Genomic DNA, 19,692 nt, shown 5'->3' on the forward strand with positions numbered 1-19,692 from the left:
GCCGTATAGCGATTGTTCGTAGGAAGATTTAAATAGTAGTGTGCCTAACGTAGAGTTAGTATCAAAATGTCGCTCAAACGAGTTTCCGAGCGCGAAGACATCTTCGCGCGCCACTACCAGTACGACGACGAGGAACTGCTCGTCGCCGACCTAGGCGTCGCCGACGAGGACGCCAGCGTCGACGTGCTCGACGACGTCGCCATCGTCGTGGTCGACGACGAGGACGAACCTCGCCAGCTCGAGCTGGAGCTGCCCGACGGAGGGGCGGAAGCGTTTATCACGAACGGCGTGCTCACTATTGGGGTGAGACGATGAAGCTAACTGTCAAGCCGTTAAAACAGAAGGACGCGGGTCGCGGACTCGCCGCCGTCGACCGCCGGTCGATGCAAGAACTCGGCGTCGAGAACGGCGACTACATCGTCATCGAGGGGAGAGAGCAGGGCCGAGCCGTCGCGCGGGTCTGGCCCGGCTACCCCGAGGACGAGGGCCACGGCGTCGTCCGCATCGACGGCCAACTCCGCCAGGAGGCCGGCGTGGGCATCGACGACAAGGTCACCATCGAGAAGGCCGACGTCAAGCCCGCCAACTCCGTGACCATTGCGCTCCCGCAGAACCTCCAGATTCGCGGGAACATCGCGCCCCACGTCCGCGACAAGCTCAGCGGACAGGCCATCACCCAGGGCCAGAACGTCCCGTTCGGCTTCGGGCTGATGGGGATGGGTTCGGGGCAGTCGATTCCCCTGAAGATCGCCAACACCGACCCCAGCGGGACGGTCGTCGTGACCGACTCGACCAACATCGACATCAGCGAGCGCCCCGCCGAGGAGATCGCCTCGGGCGGCGCCAGCGGCGGCGAAGGCGCGCCGAGCGTGACCTACGAGGACATCGGCGGCCTCGAAGGGGAACTCGAACAGGTCCGGGAGATGATCGAGCTCCCGATGCGCCACCCCGAGCTCTTCAGCCGGTTGGGCATCGACCCGCCGAAGGGCGTGATGCTCCACGGACCGCCGGGCACGGGTAAGACCCTGATGGCGAAGGCCGTCGCCAACGAGATCGACGCCCACTTCCAGACCATCTCGGGCCCCGAGATCATGTCGAAGTACTACGGGGAGTCCGAAGAGCAGCTCCGGGAGGTGTTCGAGGAGGCCGAGCAGAACGCGCCGGCTATCGTCTTCATCGACGAACTCGACTCCATCGCGCCCAAGCGCGAGGAGGCCGGCGGCGACGTGGAACGCCGCGTCGTGGCCCAGTTGCTCTCGTTGATGGACGGTCTCGAAGAGCGCGGCGAAGTCACCGTCATCGCCGCCACGAACCGGGTCGACGCGGTCGACCCCGCGCTCCGGCGACCCGGCCGCTTCGACCGCGAGATCGAGATCGGCGTCCCGGACCGGGACGGTCGCCTCGAGATCATGCAGGTCCACACCCGCGGCATGCCGCTGGCCGACGGCATCGACCTCGAGGAGTACGCCGACAACACCCACGGCTTCGTCGGCGCCGACCTGGAGAACCTCGCCAAGGAGGCGGCGATGAACGCGCTCCGGCGCATCCGGCCCGAAATCGACCTCGAATCCGAGGAGATTCCGGCCGACGTGCTCGACCAACTCCAGGTCACCGAGGGCGACTTCAAGGACGCGCTGAAGGGCATCGAACCCTCCGCGCTCCGCGAGGTGTTCGTCGAAGTCCCCGACGTCACCTGGGAACAGGTCGGCGGATTGGAGGACACCAAAGAGCGCCTGCGCGAGACCATCCAGTGGCCCCTGGAGTACCCCGAGGTGTTCGACGCGCTGGACATGCAGGCCGCCAAGGGCGTGCTGCTGTACGGCCCGCCCGGCACGGGCAAGACCCTGATGGCGAAGGCCGTCGCCAACGAGAGCGACAGCAACTTCATCTCCATCAAGGGTCCCGAACTGCTGAGCAAGTGGGTCGGCGAGTCCGAGAAGGGCGTCCGCGAGGTGTTCAGCAAGGCCCGGGAGAACGCCCCGACCGTGGTGTTCTTCGACGAGATCGACTCCATCGCCACCGAGCGCGGAAGCGGCCAGGGCGGCGGCTCGCAGGTCAGCGAGCGCGTCGTCTCGCAGCTGCTGACCGAACTCGACGGGCTGGAGGAACTCGAAGACGTGGTCGTCATCGCCACCTCGAACCGGCCCGACCTCATCGACAACGCGCTACTGCGCCCGGGTCGGCTGGACCGCCACGTCCACGTGCCGGTGCCCGACGAGGACGCTCGGCGCGCCATCTTCGAGGTCCACACCCGAAACAAGCCGGTGGCCGACGACGTCGACCTCGACTGGCTCGCCAGCGAAACCCAGGGCTACGTCGGCGCCGACATCGAGGCGGTCACCCGCGAGGCCTCGATGGCCGCCAGCCGGGAGTTCATCCACAGCGTGGACTCCGAGGAGATCGGCGATAGCGTCGGGAACGTCCGCATCAGCCGGGAGCACTTCGAGCACGCGCTCGAAGAGATCACCCCGAGCGTGACCGAGCAGGTCCGCGAGCGCTACGACGAGATCGAAGAGCGCTTCGACACGGCCGAACCCGAGGCCGAACAGGACCAACTCGGCCGGACGTTCCAATAGAACCTTTTCCTGCGCTCGGAAACGCGGCGAAGCCGCGTTTCCTCGCTGGGAAAACGTTCATGAAAAGCACGTCGTCACCACCTACCGTCACGGGAAGGCGGCTTCGCCGCCTTCCCATTCCGTCGGTGGTTCCTCGGCCCGCTCGCTTCGCTCGCGGGAGGACTGCGAGTGCGTGACCGCAGGATGAAGGCGTCACTCTTCGTCGCGGTTATTTTTCGTACAAAGTCGTAAAAGGGTACTGTGCCGTCTACTCCAATTTCTCGGCCGCGCCGCGCTCGACCAGCGGCGCGGCGTTCTCCGAGGGCAGGGTCACCACGTCCTCGGTTTCGAGGTCGTAGGTGCGTTCGTCGACCCCGAAGATCTCGCCGACGTCGTGGGTGATGCGGACCGTCGTGCGCTCGGCGAGGCCGGCGGTCGGGTCCGAGGCGGCCGACGCCGACTCGTCGGCCGCCATCTCGTCAGCCGCGCCCGCGGCGCTTCCGCCGGACGCCTCGTCGTTACCGGCGTCGGAGTCACCGGCGATGGCGGCGGCTTCGTCGGTCGGGCGGTCGTCGTCGCTGTCCCGACCGCCCGCGACCGATTCGGCCTCGGCGGCGGACGCACCCGCGCCGTGCGCGGACACCTCTCCCGGCGAGTCGGCCGGCGACGCGTCGCCGGCCGACTCGTCTCCGCCACCCATCACGTCGGCGGCGCTCACGCCGTCGGACTGTGGGTTCGACGCGCCCGCGGGGTCGGCCCCTTCGGCGTTCGCCTCGTTCGCCGACGCGTCGGGCGTCGGCGTGGGCGCGCCGCCGGGGTCCGAGGGGACGCGCCCGGTTCCGGCCCCGCCGTCCTCGCCGGACAGCACCGCCAGCACGTCCTCCTTGTTCGACTCGATGCGCGCGACCAGTTCGTTGAACAGTTCCTGCTCCTCGTTGGTCAGGCCCTCCTCGTCGGCGGGCATCCCGGCCGCCGCGAGGCTGGCGCGCTTGACCACCTTGCCGACCCGGCGCTCGTACACCGCCTCGACGACCTCCTCGGCCGTGTTTATCTCGTCGGTCAGGCGGTTGACCTCGGGGTCGTCGAAGGGGTTGTCGGACTGTTCGGCGGCGTACTCGCGCTGGTCCTTCAGCGACGCGATGTACTTGCCAACGTCTGCGTAGAACGACTCCCGCAGGTGCTGGAGGCTGTCCTTCGACCGCTCCTTGCTCTGTACCGTGCGGAGTTCGTCCAGATTCATGCTACGACTCTCATTCTCTGCCCTTCTCGGCCCGGCCGCGCGCCATCAGGAACGCGGCCACGTATTCAGGAACTGAAACGTCACCCTCCGGAACGGTAAATGTTTCGTCGTTCAACTCAACCACTCCGGGTTCCGATACTTCGACCGTGACGTCGTGGCCCACGAACGTCTCGGGCACCGCGTCGACCAGCGGGTCGAAGTCGTCCAACTCGTCGCGCGCGACGTGGCACACCTCCAGTGCGGTGCCGCCGTGGAGGCTCCCTGGCAGGCGGATGAGCCGGTGGGTGTCGGTCGTGACCGGTTCGTCGATGGCGGCCGCCTCCGCTTCGAGCGCCACGGTCAGGAAGCGTTCGAACACGTCCCGGCCGGCGCTCCCGCCGACTTCGAGGTTGCCGTTCTCCAGGGCCTCGTATCGGTCGCGGGCCGCCCCGAGCATCGTCGCCGACTTCTTCGGCCCGAACCCCTCGAACTCCTGGAGTCGTTCGAGCGCGTCCTCTTCGTCCATCGCCAGCAGTTCGTCGACGAACGCCATCGCGCGGCGGTGGGCGCGGGCGCCCCATCCGCCGTCGGTCTGCAAGCGGCGCTTCTCGACGGGGTTCTTCAGACCCATGCCGTCGACCAGTTCACTGTCGGCGAGTTGGTCGAGTTCCACGCCCGACCCGAGGACGTAGTCGACGATCTCGCGGCGCTCGTCGCGGTCGAGGTGCAGGACGCCTTCGTCGCGGACGTGGACGTGGTAGCCCCGGCCGCCCGAGAAGACGACGGTGAGGTCCTCGAAGCCGAAGTCGTCTTCGAGGAACGAGAGCAGTTTCCGGAGTTCGTCCTTGCAGTCGGCGAGCATCTCGGCGTAGGAGTCGCCCTCGGGGTCGACGCCCGGCAGGTGGTCGGCGTCGAGGTCGAAGACGAGGTCGGAGTTTCGCCACCCCTTCGAGTCCATGTCGTCGGCGCCGGGGTCGTCGTAGCGCCCGGCCGAGAAGTAGACGTGGCGCGGACGCTCGCGCTGGAGGAAGTCGGATACCTCCCCGAGTTCCAACAGCGACTGGTGGCGGACCATCGTCGTCGGTCCGCTCGTCCAGGGGATGTAGCCCCACTCGCGCGCCTCGGGGTCCGGCGGCGGCGTCGGGTCCGTGCGACGGTAGTGGTCGCGAAAGCGGCCCCGGAGGTAGGCGCGAGTACGTTCTTCCATGCTGTCTCGGGTATGTTCGGGCTGCGTCTTTAAGATTATCTATCGACGCGTCGGCGGTGGTGGGACGATGCTTCGAAGGAATCACCAGTCGAGTCGGCCGTCGGAACCTCCTCGCTCGACACTGCAGTTGGTGCCGTTACTCCGACCGTTTCGAAAGTCCCATCCTGCCGGTGGATCAGTTTGCCATCGCTCACCAGGAAGCCGGGCCTGGCGCATTCGCGGTTTCAAATCGGCAACGCCGGACCGACGACGGCGACTACGACGAGTCCCAGCGCGAGGACCGACGCGCCGTTCACGACCGCCGACTCGGCGACCGGCGGTAGCGTCACGCCGACGCGGGCAGTCGACTCCCGGAGCGCCAGCGTCAGCGCGCGACCGCCGTCGAAGGCCGAAACAGGGAGGGCGTTCAGCACGGCGAAGTTGGCGTTCAGCAGCGCCAGCCAGAAACAGCAGTTGGTCAACGCGCCGAGCGCGCCGACCGTCGCCGCGGTCGGCGGCGTTCCGCCGACCAGCGCCCACCCGAAGCACGTCAGGTAGGCCTCGCCGGGCGACGCCGCAAACGGGGAGTAGAGGACCGCGAGCGCGGCGATGGCCACCAGGAGGTTGTGGAAGACGCCGACCGCGTACATCCGCAACCGGTCGCGCACCGAGGCGTCGTCGATGGCCTCGTCGGGCAGGACGTACGCCGCGAGCGGGACGACGCCCAGCAGGAGCGCGACGCCCCACTCCTCGACGTCAACGTCGGCCCGCAGACACGCGACGGCGTGGCCCACCTCGTGGACGACGGTGGCGACGACCAGTCCTACCACGACGTAGGGCGCGGCCGCGAGGGGCATGAAGTCGTTGAGGCCCGGCACCGCCACGGCGTTCACGGGGTCGTTCAGCGCGGTGGCGCGGGTCCGGCCGAGCGCCGACCACGCCGCGAACGAGATCAGCGCCATCCCGCCGACTTGCAACGCGAACAGGGAGGCGACGCCGGCATCGGTCCAGCGGTCCCACGCCGAGTGGCTCGCCGCCGCGTCGAGGCGGTCGGCGGTCGTCGTCGAGAAGAGATAGAGGGTCAGAAAGCCCACCTTCAGGGGACCGGGGAGCGCCTCGTTGAGGCGCGTCTCGACCGCGTCGAAACGCATCTCGATTGCACGGAGTAGGTTTCGTACGCTCGGCGACACGACCGAGATAGCTCACGGCTCACACAAAACTGTTCTGGGCTGTTCTGGGAGGTCGGCGCGAACCGGTCGCCCGCCTCACCCGCGCATGAAGTCCGAGAGCTTCTTGGTGATGCCGCCGTCGTCGCCCAGTCGGAGGTAGTAGGCGTCGCCGCCGTCCTCGTAGTAGTTGTCGATGCGGCGCTCGATCTCGAAGCCGAGGTGCTCGTAGAAACCCATCGCGTTCTCGTTGGTCGCGCGGGCGTGGCAGGTGACCGAGTCGTGGTCCTCGGCGACCCGGCCCACGAGTCGCGCGCCGACGCCCTCGCCGCGGAACTCGGGCGAAACCGCCAGAAAGAGGATGTAACCGTCTCGTCGGACCGCCGCGAACCCCATCAGTCGCTGGTCGGCCGCGTCGCCGGTGTCGTCGGCCACGAGGAGGTGGACCGTCGAGCGCCGGTAGGCGTCGACGAAGAACCCGCGGCGCTGTTTCAACACATTCTCCTCGCGCCGGATGCGCTCTTTGAGTTGCCACGCCGCGTCGACGTAGCTCTCGTCCCCGGGGAGCGCGATTTCGGTTTCGACCTTGACGCTCACTACGCGTCCGTATGTGCGTGGTGAATATAACTCCACCGCCATACGTTGGCACACGTGCAGGCGGCGCGGCGGTCCCGGGGACAGCGGCGTCGTCGACGACCCGCCGACCGATAGTAAAGCGCTTTCCCGCACCGCCGCGTCGTCCCGGACGTGAGCTACGAACTCCGCAACCACACCGCCGACATCGCCGTCGCGGCGTCCGGCCCGACCCTCGACGCGGCGTTCGCCGCCGTCGCCGACGGCCTGGCCGCGGCGATGTGCGACGAGATTCCGGCGACCGGCGAGCGGTTCGACCTCGAAGTGCAGGCCGAGAGTCGCGAGGCGCTGTTGTTCGACTACCTCGACGAACTCATCTACGAGCGCGACGTTCGCGGCGTGCTTCCGGTGGACCACCGGGTTGAGGTTCGCGAAAAAGACGGCGAGTGGTCGCTGTCGGCGAGCGCCCGCGGCGTTCCGCTCGCGGGCCTCGGCGCGCGGGAAGTCAAGGCCGTGACCTACTCCGAGATGGAAGTGGCGGAAACTGCGGACGGGTGGCGGGCGTACGTGGTCTTCGACGTTTGAGACGGCGTTTCTGCTGGTTTTCGTCGGCGGGCGAGCGGAGTAACGACCGCCCGTTCGCCACGAACAACTGCATCAACAGATAACGAGAACAGCCAGAAAGCCCCCCGCCCGCTCGCGGTCGCTCAGCGATATATTCGGCTCGCGCCTGCCGGCGCTCGCTAATAGGGGTCGCTGAGACGACCACGCCCTTCGGGCGCGAGCGGGCGGCCCCTTTCATCCACCCAAACCGCAACTCTACCACGAACCTCCCCAACCGATTCGCTCACTCCTTGCGGTCGCTCGCTCATCCCTCGTGTGACCTTGTCGCCGCATGAAGCGCCGACTGCGCGCCGCGTCGGCTGTGAAGATGCACGAACCGACGCTTGAAGCATGGCGCGCGCTGGTGCGACTTCGTGTCGCACCCAATCCGCGCGAGGGACGACTGAGCGCCCCGCAGGGGCGTGAAGGAGTCGGCTGGGGAGGTAGGTGGCTCGCGGTTGCGGTGCGGTTTACTCGTTTGAATCGTGTGAGTGGCAGTCTGTGGTGCGGTGCTCGTCGTGGTGCACGAACGATGGCCGGCTCTCGTCTGCAGTTCCATCCTCAGTCTGCTCTACTTCCACCAACTGCCGAAGGCTCGAAGCAGTGCGAAACGTATTCCGGCGCGAACCCCGAACTCCCGAACATGGACACCTACGAGGTCGGCGACGTCACGCTCCGGAAGGTGCGGGAGTACGTCTGGGAGATTCCGCGCGAGGGCGACATGCGCGTCCCCGGGCGGGTGCTCGCCAGCGAACCTCTTCTCGACCAGATCGCCGACGACAAGACGCTCGAACAGCTCAGAAACTCGACCCACCTGCCGGGGGTCCAGAAGTACAACGTCTGCATGCCCGACGGCCACCAGGGCTACGGCTTCCCGGTCGGCGGCGTGGCCGGCATCGACACCGAGGAGGGCTGCATCTCGCCGGGCGCCGTGGGCTACGACATCAACTGCGGCGTCAGGATGATGCGGACGAACCTGACCTACGACGACGTGCGGGGCCGCGAGGAGGAACTCGTCGACGCCCTGTTCGCCAACGTCCCGTCGGGACTCGGCGGCGGCGGCGTGGTCGAGGGCGACATCGACACCGTCGAGGCCATCCTCGACCGCGGGATGGAGTGGGCCCTCGAAGAGGGTTGGGCCGTCCCGGAGGACCTCGCCCACTGCGAGGACGAGGGCGTCCGCCACGACAGCGACCCCGCGAAGGTGTCCCAGAAGGCCAAGGACCGCGGGAAGAACCAGATCGGAAGCCTCGGGTCGGGCAATCACTTCCTCGAAGTCCAGCGCGTGACCGACACCTACCTCGACGACGTGGCCGACGCCTACGGCCTCGAGGAGGACCAGATCGTCGTGCTCATCCACTGCGGCAGTCGGGGGCTGGGCCACCAGGTCTGCACCGACTACCTCCGGGACATCGAGAAGTCTCACTCGGACCTGCTCGCGAAGTTGCCCGACAAGGAACTCGCGGCCGCGCCCGCCGGAAGCCGACTCGCCGAGGACTACTACGACGCGATGTGCGCGGCCATCAACTTCGCGTGGGTGAACCGACAGCTCATCATGCACCGGGTCCGGCAGGTGTTCGAGAAGGTGTTCGGCCGCGACTGGGAGTCGATGGAGATGGACCTGCTGTACGACGTGGCCCACAACATCGCCAAGAAGGAAACCCACGACGTGGACGGCGAGGAGCGAGAACTCTACGTCCACCGGAAGGGCGCGACGCGGGCGTTCCCCGCCGGCCACCCCGAGGTGCCCGGCGCGTACCTCGACGTGGGCCAGCCCATCATCATCCCCGGAAGTATGGGCGCGGGGAGCTACGTCCTCCGGGGCGGCGAGGCGTCGATGGACCTCACCTTCGGCTCGACCGCCCACGGCGCGGGGCGGGTCATGAGCCGAACCCAGGCCAAGCAGGACTTCTGGGGCGGCGACGTCCAGGACGAACTCGAACAGCAACACATCTACGTCAAGGCCCAGAGCGGCGCGACCGTCGCCGAGGAAGCGCCGGGAGTCTACAAGGACGTCGACGAGGTCGTGAAGGTTTCCGACGCGCTCGGTATCGGCGACAAGGTAGCCCGAACCTACCCCGTCTGCAACATCAAGGGGTAGTGCGGCGGGCGGACTCGGCGTTTTCGAGCAGCGGCCGGTGCTCGAAGTAGAAGAAACGGAGTTCGGTCGGTCACGGCGGGTCCGGCGAAACGGTTAGTTTTTTATCCTGTTCCGAGAGGAATTAGGCATGCAACTTCGAAATCCCGCCCTCAGATGGGGAATCGGCCTGTCCAGCGGAACCGTCCTCGCCGCCGTCGCGCTCCTCTTTCTGGAGGGCACGCTCCAACTGCTCGTCCTCGGAATAGCCGTCCTCGACGCGGTGTTCGTCCAGTGGTTCCTGGGGCAAGCCGCCGAGAACTGACCGAGTCCCTCCTCACGGAGTCGATACGGGTGTCCGGGTCGGGCGTAGCCTGACCGAATCGGTCGGGTCAGACCGACGGTCGTCGGTCTGACCCGACCGAGGACGGACGACGAACCGGACTTCGCCGACGGGACTGCCGGTGACGCGGACGGCGTGCGGGTGGAGCGCCGGACGGGGTAACTCCCCGGAAGTGACCCCCGACGATAGCTTGAAGCGATTCTTCGACCTATCCGAACGCGGATGAGTCTCTTCACCGCCGTCGTCGTGTTCGTCGTCGGCCTGGTCTCCGGCACCGTCGTCCGGTGGTTCGCCGGCCTGGCCGCCGTCGTCGCACTCGTGCTGGTGCTGTTCGGCATCACGAACGTCGACGTCGGACTGGTGAACTACGTCGTCGAACGCTACTATCTGGGCAACGAACTCCTCTTCCTGTCGGGGTTCCTGTTCGGCATCGACGCCGCGCAGACAAAATCGGTCGTCGACCGGCGTTCTTCGGGCGATTGAGTCCTTCTCGTTCCCGAATTCTCCGCTCTTCGACCGCCGAGGAGTACGTACTCGCCCCATAACTTATGCGTACGATTTCTATATTCTACCCCATAGATTCATATACCCACGGGTCGTAGTACAGAGTACGCATGAATTACTACGACCTCGTTCTCGCTCTGATTCCGCTCGCACTGCTCGGCCTCACCGCCGTCCTGACCACCGTCGGCGTCGGACTCACGGCGGCCGTCCCGATGGCCGGCGTCGTCTCGGTCGGCGTCATCGGCCACGCCATGTTCGTTCGGACGCCGACCGACGCCGGCCCCGCGCCGGTCGCCTCGAAGTAGAAACCGAATCTCCGTCTACGACGTCTCTACTGACTCTTTCCTGCTAACTCTTCTCCGCTCTTTTCGCATCGAACTCTCCGCTATCCAGTGTTCCGTCCGGCAGATCTTTGAGTTCGAGCGGTCGGGCGGCCCTTTGGCCGCCCGACCGCTCTGACCGCTCCGTTCGCCGGCGACGTCCGAACCTACGGCCGGAAGTCGAACCGCGGACCGTCGTCGTCCGAGTCGTCGGACGGTATCGACGGTCCGTCGACGGTCGGCGGGACGAACGAGCGCTCGGCCGGGTCGACCTCGTCGCCGTCCTCGTACTTCACGAAGCTAAGGTAGTAGACGTCGCCGCACCCTTCGCCCTCGGTTTCGCTGGCCCCGCAGACGATTTCGACGCCGTCGGCCCGCTCGTACTCCTCGTAGACCGCCGCGTACTCCCAGCCCTCGAGGGGCGTCGGCGTCACACACTTGTCGGCGAGGTAGGCGTCTCGGTCGAGCGTGGCGACGGACCCGCACCGCGGGCAGTAGTACCGAACCCCAGTCATCGACGGACGTACGCGACCCACGCCCTTAATCGCGGTGGGGGACGGGGGTCGCCGGACGAAGCGGCGGTTTGGTCGGTCGAAGGGTAGACTGACGAAAAGTAAAGCGTGGGAGACGGCCGCCGAGGCGGCGAAACCGGGCGAGTCGAAGCGACGCCGACGGCCGATGAGCAAGACATTTGGCCCGGCCGGGAGAGCGTTGACGTATGATAGACGAGACGGTCGAGGAGATCAGGGAGATGAAGACCCACAGCTCCTCCGTCGTCGCCGTGAAGGCCGCCCGCGCGCTCCGGGAGTTGCTCGACCGGGAGTTCGCCTCGGTCGAGGAGTTCGAACGCGCGCTCGAACGCAACTCCTCGGCGCTCCGGCGGGCCAACCCCTCCCACGCCTCGCTGGTGACGACCCAGCGCGCCATCGTCTCGATGGTCACCGACGCCGAGGCCGACTCGGTCGACGCGGCCAAAGCGAAACTCGAAGACGCCGTCACGGAGGTGAGCGAGCAGGTCGAAACCGCCAAGCGACGGGCGGCCGGCAACGCCGCGGAGTTCTTCGAGGACGGCATGACGGTGCTGACCCACGACTACTCCTCGACCGTCCTGGAGGCCATCGAGCGCGTCGTCTCGGAGGGCTACTACCTCGACGTGTACGTCACCGAGGCCCGGCCGCGCTACCTCGGGCGCAAGACCGCCCGGACGCTCGCCGGGATGGACCGGGTGACCACCCACCTGGTCGTCGACGGCGCGTGCGGCCACTACCTGCCCGACTGCGACCGCGTGTTCCTCGGCATGGACTGCATCGTCGACGACACCCTCTACAACCGCGTCGGCACGTTCCCGCTGGCGGCGACCGCCGCCGAGGTCGGCGTCCCGGTCACCGTCGTCGGGTCGTCGGCGAAACTGGTCGGCGAGGGGTTCCGCTTCGAGAACGACTACCGGTCGCCCAGCGAGGTCCTGCTCGAACCCTCCGAGGGATTCGAGGTCGAGAACCCGGCCTACGACGCCACGCCGACCCGACTGCTCGACACCGTGGTCACCGACGAGGGCGTCCGAGAGTACTGACGAGGGCGGCCGAACCGGCGAGATTCGGCCGCCGGTCACCGGTCGCGTCTGCCCATGGCGGGCGTCAGAATTCCCCGCGGATGACGTCGGCGACGTGGGCGTGGTCGAACAGTTGCTCGCCTTTCGCCGCCAGCGTCTCCAGGCCCCGCCACTCGCCGAAGACGTCGGGATAGAACTGCTTGGCGGCGGCTTCCGTCTGCAGGAGGTTGAGCACCGGTCCCTGGTAGGAACTGCCGCCGCGGTAGAGTCGGTCGTTCTGGACCGCGGACAGTTGGCTCCCGATAGGGTGGTCGGCCATCAGTTCGATCTTCTCGTCGAACTCCGCGCGGGTCGCGTGCGAGAACCCGTAGGAGAACACCAGAATCTCGGGGTCGACCTCCAGCAGCGCCTCGTAGTCCCACTCCGCGTACCCGCCGTCGATGTGCGGTCCGAACGCGTCGCGGACGCCGAGGTCCTGGTACTGCTTCTTGCCGTTGCCCGTGCCGATGGGGTAGGCGTAGAACGACCCCTTCTCGAACTGGGAGTTGATCGAGAGCAGGCCTATCTCCGGTCGCTCGGACATCGGGGGAAGTTTCGACTCGAGGTTTCCGACGAACTCGTCGTGGACCGCCGCCAGCGCCTCGTAACGCTCGCGCTCCTGGAAGACGGCCGCGACCTTCTCGAAGGCCTCGTACAGCGAGTAGTACCGGTAGTCGTGCCACGGCTCGTCGTCGCGCCGGATGTAGTTGCCGACGATGGGTCCGACGTTGGTCGAGATCTCCGCGAAGTCGCTCCGGGACCACGAGTCGTCGAGTCGGGCGATGAAGTTGGGGTCCATCAGATGGACGTCGCAGTCGAGTTCGTAGAACGCCTCCTTGGCGATGCCGCCCTCGGCGTGCAACTGGCAGACGCCGTCGAACGAGACGTCGACGCCCGGCAGGGAGTCGTAGAACTGCAGCGGCCAGTTCTCGGTGAATATCAGTCCCTGCAGACCGTCGAGTTGACCGAGCGCGATACCCATGTCGCCGTAGGTGCTGAAGTACGCCATCCACGTCTCGGGCACCGACTCGAACTCGACGTCGCCCATCGGCGCCATCGTCACCGTGTACGGGCCCGAATCGGCGGTCGTGGTGGCCGCATCGGCGGTCGTCCCCGCCGCGTCGTCGGCGGTCGCCTCCGTCGTCGCTTCGGTCGTCGTCCGGTCGGCGTTCCCGGTACAGCCCGCGAGTCCGAGCGCCGCGATGCCCGCGCCGGCCGCGAGGAACCGGCGACGCGTCGAACGCTCGTCGTTCGTCCGCCCCATGAATTTAGGCTGGCCTAAAAGTATATGGCTCCTCCGGTTTTACGTCGTCTCGGTCCTCCTGACGCCTCTGTCGCGGGGTGGGTGCGGTCGCGGCCGGCGACGGGCGGGAAGAAGGGTTTCGACGGTGAGCCGCTAAGCCGAAGGGAGCGGGCGACGTACCGCCGACGATGGACCCCCGAGAGGAACTCGCGGAGAACTGCGTCGCCGAGACGAAGGCGTACGGCTACACGCTGACCATCTGGGGGGCCGGCGCGCTGCTGTTGACGACGTACGGCACGCCGACCGCCGTCGAGATATTCGCCTACGTCACGGGCGCGGTGCTGGGGTTCGCCGCGCTGGCGGTCGCCGCGTTCGGGCAACTGTTCACGAACGCGACGCCCGAAACCGACCAGCACCTCATCGTCGCGTCGATGGTCCACGTCAGTTCGACGCTCGGCAACCTTCTGGTGGCGTTCCTGCTCATCAGGGCCGCGGCCGGCGCAGGGGTGACGGCGTTCGTCGCGTTCGGCGTCGTCGGCTTCCAGGCGACGATCACGTACAACGTCCTGTTGCTGTTCGAGCACGCCATCTCGCGGATAATCCTCAAATTCGCGCCCGAGGAGCGGACCGACGAGCAGTTGGGCTGAACGCCACACCGGGCGACCGCGCGACGACGTGGTCGTCACGCGGTCGCGAACCGTCGCGTGATCGTTCAATCGCCGCGCGGTCGCTCGTGGTACGCCCGCGCCTCCTCCCGCGTCACGTTCTGCCACTCGCCGTCGACGCGCACCTGCACCATCCCGTCGGGAATCTCGGCGTCAACCGTCGAGACGTGTTCGTCCTTCAGGTGTTCGAGGTACCGGTCCTCGGCCGCCGCCTCGGAGGGCGCGACGGCGGTCCAGCCGCATCCCGGCACGTCACAGCGCAACGGCATTCTCGTTCGCCGGAAACCAGCACCGACTGATAAAGATTGCCAAACGTGGCGAAAAAGTCGTCGCGACGGCGAGCCTACTGCGCTACTTCGCGCCCTTCAGACTGCGCTACTCCACGTCGGCCCACTCGCCGCGCTCGTCGCTCTCCTCGACGGCCGAGAGGACGCGCTGGACCGCCAGGCCGTCCTCGAAGTCGGGGTGGTAGTCGTCGCGGTCGCCCGAAACGGTACGGAGGAACTCGTAGTTCTCGTGGACGAAGGTGTGCTCCCACCCGATGACGTGGCCCGGGGGCCACCAGTGATCGACGTAGGGGTCCGACTCATCTGTCACGAGCACCGTCTCGTAGCCCCGGTCGTCGCCCCGGAGCACTTCGAGTTCGTTCAGCCGTTCGAGCGAGAACTTCAGGCTCCCCTCCGAGCCGTGTATCTCGACGGTGTGGTCGTTCTTGTGCCCGTTGGCGAACCGCGAGGCCTCGAAGGTGGCCATCACGCCGTCTTCCATCTCGGCCTGCGCAGAGTAGGCGTCGTCGACGGTGACGGGGCGAGTCTCGTCGCTTCCTTCCACCGGACGCTCGTCGACGAACGTCCGGAGGTGTCCGGAGACGCGTTCGACGTCGCCGACGAGGAAGCGCGCGAGGTCGATGGTGTGGGCGCCCAAGTCGCCGAGCGCGCCGCTGCCGGCCAGGTCCTCGTCGTTGCGCCACGACCACGGCGCCTCGGGGTCGACCAGCCAGTCCTGGAGGTAGCGCCCGCGGAAGTGGTGAATCTCGCCGAGTTCGCCGTCCTCGATCAGGTTCTTCGCGTACTGGATGGCCGGTACGAACCGGTAGTTGAACGCGGTGGCGGTGGGCACGCCCGCGTCGGCGGCGGCGTCGGCCATCCGCTCGGCGCTCTCGACGTCGTTGGCCAGCGGTTTCTCGCAGAGGACCGGCACGCCCGCCTTCAGCGCCGCGATGGAGGGTTCCTCGTGGACGTGGTTCGGTCCGAGATTGTAGAAGACGTCGACTTCCTCGATGGCCTCGTCCCAGTCGGTCGCGGTGGTCGCGAAGCCGAGGCGGTCGGCCGCCTCCGCCAGGGCCTCCTCGTCCCGGCCGACGAGGACGTGGCGCTCGACGTCCGGAGCGTCGGGGAAGAACATCGGGAGTCGAGCCATCGCGTTCGCGTGGGCCTTGCCCATGAACCGGTAGCCGAGTACTCCGACCTTGAGGGTCATGTCGTGGTCGTACTCCGGCGAGGGGCTTAGTATTTCATGACCGAGTAAAAGCGGCAACTCCGCGTCGGGCGGGGTTGGATGGGGTCGGCGCTCGTCGCGTCCTTGGCGCTCGCCCGGTCAGCCCTCGACGTCCTCTTCGGCGAGCACCGATTCGACGGCGGAAGCGAGTTCCTTGAACAGGTCCATCTCCATCTCGTCGGTCGTCACGAACGCGCCGTGGTCGCCGACGATGACCCGAGTGAGGTAGCCGCGGTCGAACACGCGGATGATGAACCGGTAGTCGCCGAGTTCGGTGTCGCTGTAGACCTGCTGGGTTTGGAAGCCCAGTCGCTCGTTGTCGGCGAACCCGACCACGTCGGCGCCGGCTTCGAGGTCGTCGCGGAGGTACAGCTGTTCGGCCTCGTCGGCGGTGAAGTAGGTGATACTCCGGAGTTCGTCCCCGACGCTGGTCCGGCAGACGCTGACGAGCTGGTCGGTGAGGTCGTCGGGTTCGTTGTCGGGCATGTTTCCCCGTTCGTCGTACAGCCGAAAAGGACTATTGGCGACGAAAGAGAACGAACGCCGATTTCGGCGGGTCGCCTGCTCTCGGACCGTCGCCGAGTCGAATTCGCGACCGACGCGCTTTTGACTCGGCCGGCCATCTCTCCCGAATCTATGACCGACCGCCGCATCCGAGTCGTCGCGCGTGGCCTCGTCCGTCGCGGCGAGGAACTCCTCGTCGCCCGCGAACGCGACTCGGCCGGCGGCGACCCGTTCTACTACCTCCTCGGCGGCGGGGTCGAGTTCGGCGAACGCAGCGAGGACGCCTTCCGCCGGGAGTTCGACGAGGAACTCGGCGTCGAACTGGAGAACGTCTCGCCGCTCGGGACGTACGAGGACGTGTTCGCCTTCGAGGGCGAAACCCGCCACGAGGTCTGGCGGGTGTACGAGGCCGACATCGTCGAAGACTGGCCCTACGAGCGCGACGAGTTCGACGCCCACGAACCGGAACTGGCCGAGAAGATAGAGTGCGTCTGGAAGCGTCAGTCCGCGTTCGCCGAGGAGGACGAGACGCTCTATCCCGAGAATCTGGTCCGGGAGCTGTGAGCGGACGGTCGGGGCCGCCGGGTCAGGCCCAGTAGGCCTCGCCTGGTTGGTCGCGGAACACCGCGCGCTGGAGCATCGACACCGCCTTCTCCAAGCCCTCGTTCGAACTCGTCAGCGAGTCCTCGTGTTCGATGGAGAGCGCGCCGTCGTAATCAACCATCCGGAGCGTGCTCACGATGTCCTTCCAGTGATCCTCGCCGTGGCCGTACCCCACCGAGCGGAACAGCCACGAGCGGTCGGGTTCCTCGTCGTACGGCGTGGTGTCCAGCACACCCTTGTAGCGGGCGTTGGCGTCGTAGACCTTCGTGTCCTTGGCGTGGAAGTGGTGGATGGCGTCGTGTTCGCCGAGGAACCGGATGGCGTCGGTGACGTCGATGTCCTGCCAGTAGAGGTGGCTCGGGTCGAAGTTCGCGCCGACGAACTCGTTGGTCGCCTCGCGCAGTCGGAGCATCCCCGAGGGCTCGTAGACCAGCATGTTCGGGTGCATCTCGATGGCTATCTCGACGCCGTGGTCGGCCGCGTGTTCCGCGATTTCGGACCAGTAGGGGATGGCTACCTCTTCCCACTGGTAGCGGTGGGCGTCGGCGTGGACGTCGGGCCACGGCGCGGTAATCCAGTTAGGCGTCTCGTCGTTCGGACTTCCCGCCGGCAGCCCCGAGAAGCACGTGACCGTGTTCACGTCGAGTTGGTCGGCCAGTTCGATGGCCTCCCGGAGTTCGGTGTCGGCCTCGTCGGCTTTCTCGTCGTCGGGGTGGATGGGGTTGTTGTGCGTCGCCAGCGCCGAGATACGCATCTCGTACTCGTCGAGCAGGTCGTGGAGTTCCCGCTGAGCCTCCTCGTCGTCGAGGTACTCGTCTCGGGGCAGGTGGGTGTCTCCGGGATGGCCGCCGACGCCGGGTTCGATGGCGTCGACGCCGATGCCGTGGAGATACGCCAGCGCGTCTTCGAGCGACTCGCCGTACAACGGTGGAGTGTGAACGCCGATGTCCATACAGTGTCACGCACCACGGGTGCAGTGAAAGGAATTACGGGACTCGTCGAACTCGCGACCGTCCCGGCGCTCGCCGAGCGCCGGGACGGTCGCGCCGGAGGCGTCTCAGCTCTCGACGAGTCTCACGTCGAGTTCGTCTTCGAGGTTGCGGATGAGCGACCCGCCGACGCCGGCCTGGTTCGCGCGGCTCTGCTCGACCGCCAGCAGGTCCGTCTCGGACACGTCGAGTCGCTCGGCCAGTTCCTCGCGCCGGAGGCCGGCGTCCTGCCGGGCGGCCTCGACAGTGTCGCCGTAGTCCGACACTAGGTACGGCAACGGGTCGTCGTCGTAGTTCGTTCCTTCCTCCTCCCAGTGGGACGAGTCGTCGTTGTAGACGCCGCTGGCCTTCGCGGTGTTCTGGGCCGCCCGGCGTCTGCGCTCGCGCTCCTCGGCGTTCTCGTCGGTCGTCTTCGCGTTGTCGTTGTGCGACGCGCAGTCCGAGCAGACCGCCAGTTCAGCGCCGGCGACGCTCGCCTGCGTCAGCGAGTCGCTCGACTTCCCGCAGAGTTCGCACGCGCCGCTCCCGCTCCCGCCGGAGGAGCCGCCAGTGGAGTACTTAGCCATGCACCCACGTACGGGCAGGATGCATTTCAATACCGCGTTCCGCATCGGTAACGTCGACACCACGGGCGGTCCGCGAACGCCCGTTCGACCGTCGGCGGCCGACGGTCGAACGGGCGCGGAAGTAAGTGCCAAATAACCTTCCCTGCCGACCCGCTTTGGTATAGGGGATGACGACCGATGAGCCAACGGACGACGGAGGGGACGACCCGCCGGACGACCGCGAGGACTGTCACTCCGAGGCCGACGGCGTCCGGGAAGCGAAGTCGAGCGCGTCCCCGGAAGCCGTCGAGACGGCGGAAGCGGCCGCGAGCCGCATGTTCGCGGCGCTGGCCGACGACCGCCGCCGGTTCGCGCTTTACTACCTCCGCGAGGCCGGGTCGGCCACCGTCGAGGAGTTGGCGACCGTCCTCGTCGGCTGGCTGGGCGCCCGCGAGGAGCCGACGACCGTGACGACGCCCGGCGACCGTCGGTCGGTCCAAGTCTCGCTCGTCCACGCCCACCTGCCGAAACTCGCCGAGGCAGGGCTGGTCGACTACGACGAGGAGTCCGGAACGGTCACGCTCGAACCCCTCGCCGACTCCGTCGAGCGGACCCTCGACCGCTCGTTCGCGCTCGAACGGGTTCCCGACTCGGAGTCGGCAGAGAACCGCTCTGACGAGCGTCGAAACCGGTGACCCCGGACAGCCGTGACACTCCGCGAGTTCCTCGATTCGGCCGCGACGCGGCGCAAGACCCTCACGGTGTTCTCGCCCGACCGGTACGAGACGCTCGCCGAGCACTTCGAGACGCGGAACGTCGCGGTCGAATACGCCGACCTCCCCGACGACGGTTCGGGCGGGTTCGTCGTCGTGAGCGAGAGCGGCGAGTTCGTCGGGAGCGTCGGCGAGGCCGCGATTCGCGAACTCGTCGGGCCGGCGACCGCGTTCGGGACCGCGCCGACCGACGCTACTCGCGCACTGCTGTCGCTGCTCGCCGACACGACGTTCGTCTCGTTCGACAAGCGCCAGATGCTGGCGGCCGCCCGCGAGATAGAGGACCGGGCGTACCGACGCGGCCTCGGGACGCTCCGGACCGGCTTCCAGCGCCTCTCGGCGCTCCGCCATCAGGAGCGCGTCTACGAGGCGCTGGCGGCCGAAACCGACCTCGATGTCCACGTCTACGGCCGCCCCGACTGGGACCCGGAGGTCGCCGGCGCGACGGTCCACGAGGCCGACGACGGCGAAATCGGCGCGTTCTGGTTCGTCGTCTTCGACGGCGGCGGCGACGACGAACGGGCCTGCGCGCTGGTCGCCGAGGAGCGCGACGCCGGCGGATTCCACGGGTTCTGGACGTACGACCCCGAGACGGTCGGAGCCATCGACGCCCACCTCGAAGCGACCTACGGGTGAGTCCCCGCCGCCGGGTCGACCCAATCGGGACGGGTCCACGGCGGCCAATCCGTCGGCGCACGGCGGGAGGAACGACCGAGGGCGAAGCGACAGAGCGAACTAC

Annotated in this window: 23 protein-coding genes; 12 read left to right on the forward strand and 11 right to left on the reverse strand. The window is 67.4% G+C overall.

The window, feature by feature from the left end; all coding sequences use genetic code 11:
• The first annotated feature begins 66 nt into the window (after positions 1 to 66).
• A complete protein-coding gene (locus NGM07_RS05985; protein ID WP_253518340.1) occupies positions 67 to 315 on the forward strand; it encodes a DUF7127 family protein in 249 nt (82 codons plus the stop codon).
• Positions 312 to 2,576: a CDC48 family AAA ATPase gene (locus tag NGM07_RS05990; RefSeq protein ID WP_253518343.1), complete on the forward strand. Its 2,265-nt coding sequence runs from the start codon at positions 312 to 314 to the stop codon at positions 2,574 to 2,576. The genes NGM07_RS05985 and NGM07_RS05990 overlap by 4 nt, the downstream gene beginning before the upstream one ends.
• Before the next feature lie 247 nt (positions 2,577 to 2,823).
• Here NGM07_RS05990 and NGM07_RS05995 read toward each other — a convergent pair whose 3' ends face one another.
• From NGM07_RS05995 to NGM07_RS06010, 4 genes are all read right to left on the reverse strand, one after another.
• Complete coding sequence (locus tag NGM07_RS05995) at positions 2,824 to 3,795, reverse strand: hypothetical protein (protein ID WP_253518345.1); 972 nt, start codon at positions 3,793 to 3,795, stop codon at positions 2,824 to 2,826.
• Positions 3,796 to 3,805: 10 nt separating this feature from the next.
• Positions 3,806 to 4,981 (reverse strand): DNA primase small subunit PriS, encoded by a 1,176-nt coding sequence (gene priS / locus NGM07_RS06000; protein WP_253518348.1) that lies wholly within the window; start codon positions 4,979 to 4,981, stop codon positions 3,806 to 3,808.
• Between the two features lie 224 nt (positions 4,982 to 5,205).
• Positions 5,206 to 6,111, reverse strand: a complete 906-nt coding sequence (locus NGM07_RS06005; protein ID WP_253518350.1) for a site-2 protease family protein — start codon at positions 6,109 to 6,111, stop codon at positions 5,206 to 5,208.
• 114 nt (positions 6,112 to 6,225) lie between these two features.
• Positions 6,226 to 6,723, reverse strand: a complete 498-nt coding sequence (locus NGM07_RS06010; protein ID WP_253518352.1) for a GNAT family N-acetyltransferase — start codon at positions 6,721 to 6,723, stop codon at positions 6,226 to 6,228.
• Between the two features lie 150 nt (positions 6,724 to 6,873).
• Between NGM07_RS06010 and NGM07_RS06015 the strand changes: the two genes are divergently transcribed.
• From NGM07_RS06015 to NGM07_RS06035, 5 genes are all read left to right on the forward strand, one after another.
• Positions 6,874 to 7,284 carry an archease gene (locus NGM07_RS06015; RefSeq protein WP_253518353.1) on the forward strand — a complete coding sequence of 137 codons (411 nt, stop codon included), beginning with the start codon at positions 6,874 to 6,876 and terminating at the stop codon, positions 7,282 to 7,284.
• 661 nt (positions 7,285 to 7,945) lie between these two features.
• Positions 7,946 to 9,403 (forward strand): RtcB family protein, encoded by a 1,458-nt coding sequence (locus tag NGM07_RS06020; RefSeq protein ID WP_253518355.1) that lies wholly within the window; start codon positions 7,946 to 7,948, stop codon positions 9,401 to 9,403.
• A 127-nt stretch (positions 9,404 to 9,530) separates the two neighbouring features.
• Positions 9,531 to 9,704 (forward strand): hypothetical protein, encoded by a 174-nt coding sequence (locus NGM07_RS06025; protein ID WP_253518357.1) that lies wholly within the window; start codon positions 9,531 to 9,533, stop codon positions 9,702 to 9,704.
• Positions 9,705 to 9,944: 240 nt separating this feature from the next.
• Complete coding sequence (locus NGM07_RS06030; RefSeq protein ID WP_253518359.1) at positions 9,945 to 10,205, forward strand: hypothetical protein; 261 nt, start codon at positions 9,945 to 9,947, stop codon at positions 10,203 to 10,205.
• 131 nt (positions 10,206 to 10,336) lie between these two features.
• Positions 10,337 to 10,531, forward strand: a complete 195-nt coding sequence (locus tag NGM07_RS06035; protein ID WP_253518362.1) for a DUF8015 family protein — start codon at positions 10,337 to 10,339, stop codon at positions 10,529 to 10,531.
• A 182-nt stretch (positions 10,532 to 10,713) separates the two neighbouring features.
• On the opposite strand, the gene NGM07_RS06040 is transcribed toward NGM07_RS06035, so the two are convergent.
• Complete coding sequence (locus tag NGM07_RS06040) at positions 10,714 to 11,061, reverse strand: DUF7969 family protein (RefSeq protein ID WP_253518365.1); 348 nt, start codon at positions 11,059 to 11,061, stop codon at positions 10,714 to 10,716.
• Between the two features lie 203 nt (positions 11,062 to 11,264).
• Between NGM07_RS06040 and NGM07_RS06045 the strand changes: the two genes are divergently transcribed.
• Positions 11,265 to 12,116, forward strand: a complete 852-nt coding sequence (locus NGM07_RS06045; protein ID WP_253518368.1) for an eIF2B alpha/beta/delta subunit family protein — start codon at positions 11,265 to 11,267, stop codon at positions 12,114 to 12,116.
• A 64-nt stretch (positions 12,117 to 12,180) separates the two neighbouring features.
• Here the strand turns inward: NGM07_RS06045 and NGM07_RS06050 are convergent, their stop codons facing one another.
• Entirely contained in the window at positions 12,181 to 13,398 is a 1,218-nt protein-coding gene (locus tag NGM07_RS06050; RefSeq protein ID WP_253518371.1) for an ABC transporter substrate-binding protein, read from the reverse strand.
• Positions 13,399 to 13,565: 167 nt separating this feature from the next.
• Here NGM07_RS06050 and NGM07_RS06055 point away from each other — a divergent pair, with 167 nt between their 5' ends.
• Positions 13,566 to 14,024: a hypothetical protein gene (locus tag NGM07_RS06055; RefSeq protein ID WP_253518374.1), complete on the forward strand. Its 459-nt coding sequence runs from the start codon at positions 13,566 to 13,568 to the stop codon at positions 14,022 to 14,024.
• A 65-nt stretch (positions 14,025 to 14,089) separates the two neighbouring features.
• On the opposite strand, the gene NGM07_RS06060 is transcribed toward NGM07_RS06055, so the two are convergent.
• The 3 genes from NGM07_RS06060 to NGM07_RS06070 form a co-directional block, all read right to left on the reverse strand.
• Positions 14,090 to 14,311 carry a hypothetical protein gene (locus NGM07_RS06060; RefSeq protein ID WP_253518377.1) on the reverse strand — a complete coding sequence of 74 codons (222 nt, stop codon included), beginning with the start codon at positions 14,309 to 14,311 and terminating at the stop codon, positions 14,090 to 14,092.
• Between the two features lie 106 nt (positions 14,312 to 14,417).
• On the reverse strand, positions 14,418 to 15,521 hold the full coding sequence (locus tag NGM07_RS06065; protein ID WP_253518379.1) for a Gfo/Idh/MocA family protein: 1,104 nt from the start codon (positions 15,519 to 15,521) through the stop codon (positions 14,418 to 14,420).
• 117 nt (positions 15,522 to 15,638) lie between these two features.
• The gene (locus NGM07_RS06070; protein ID WP_253518381.1) at positions 15,639 to 16,025 is read right to left on the reverse strand and encodes a DUF7522 family protein; all 387 of its coding nucleotides are present in this window, start codon (positions 16,023 to 16,025) and stop codon (positions 15,639 to 15,641) included.
• Between the two features lie 150 nt (positions 16,026 to 16,175).
• Here NGM07_RS06070 and NGM07_RS06075 point away from each other — a divergent pair, with 150 nt between their 5' ends.
• Complete coding sequence (locus tag NGM07_RS06075) at positions 16,176 to 16,607, forward strand: NUDIX hydrolase (RefSeq protein WP_253518383.1); 432 nt, start codon at positions 16,176 to 16,178, stop codon at positions 16,605 to 16,607.
• 22 nt (positions 16,608 to 16,629) lie between these two features.
• Here the strand turns inward: NGM07_RS06075 and NGM07_RS06080 are convergent, their stop codons facing one another.
• Both NGM07_RS06080 and NGM07_RS06085 read right to left on the reverse strand, forming a co-directional pair.
• A complete protein-coding gene (locus NGM07_RS06080) occupies positions 16,630 to 17,598 on the reverse strand; it encodes a sugar phosphate isomerase/epimerase family protein (RefSeq protein WP_253518385.1) in 969 nt (322 codons plus the stop codon).
• A gap of 105 nt (positions 17,599 to 17,703) precedes the next feature.
• Complete coding sequence (locus NGM07_RS06085) at positions 17,704 to 18,201, reverse strand: helix-turn-helix domain-containing protein (protein ID WP_253518387.1); 498 nt, start codon at positions 18,199 to 18,201, stop codon at positions 17,704 to 17,706.
• 167 nt (positions 18,202 to 18,368) lie between these two features.
• Between NGM07_RS06085 and NGM07_RS06090 the strand changes: the two genes are divergently transcribed.
• Positions 18,369 to 18,875 (forward strand): DUF7344 domain-containing protein, encoded by a 507-nt coding sequence (locus NGM07_RS06090; RefSeq protein ID WP_253518390.1) that lies wholly within the window; start codon positions 18,369 to 18,371, stop codon positions 18,873 to 18,875.
• A 12-nt stretch (positions 18,876 to 18,887) separates the two neighbouring features.
• Positions 18,888 to 19,589 (forward strand): DICT sensory domain-containing protein, encoded by a 702-nt coding sequence (locus NGM07_RS06095; protein WP_253518392.1) that lies wholly within the window; start codon positions 18,888 to 18,890, stop codon positions 19,587 to 19,589.
• Positions 19,590 to 19,692 lie beyond the last annotated feature (103 nt).

The sequence above is a fragment of the Halorussus vallis genome (genome assembly GCF_024138165.1).
GTDB classification, from domain to species: Archaea; Halobacteriota; Halobacteria; order Halobacteriales; family Haladaptataceae; genus Halorussus; species Halorussus vallis.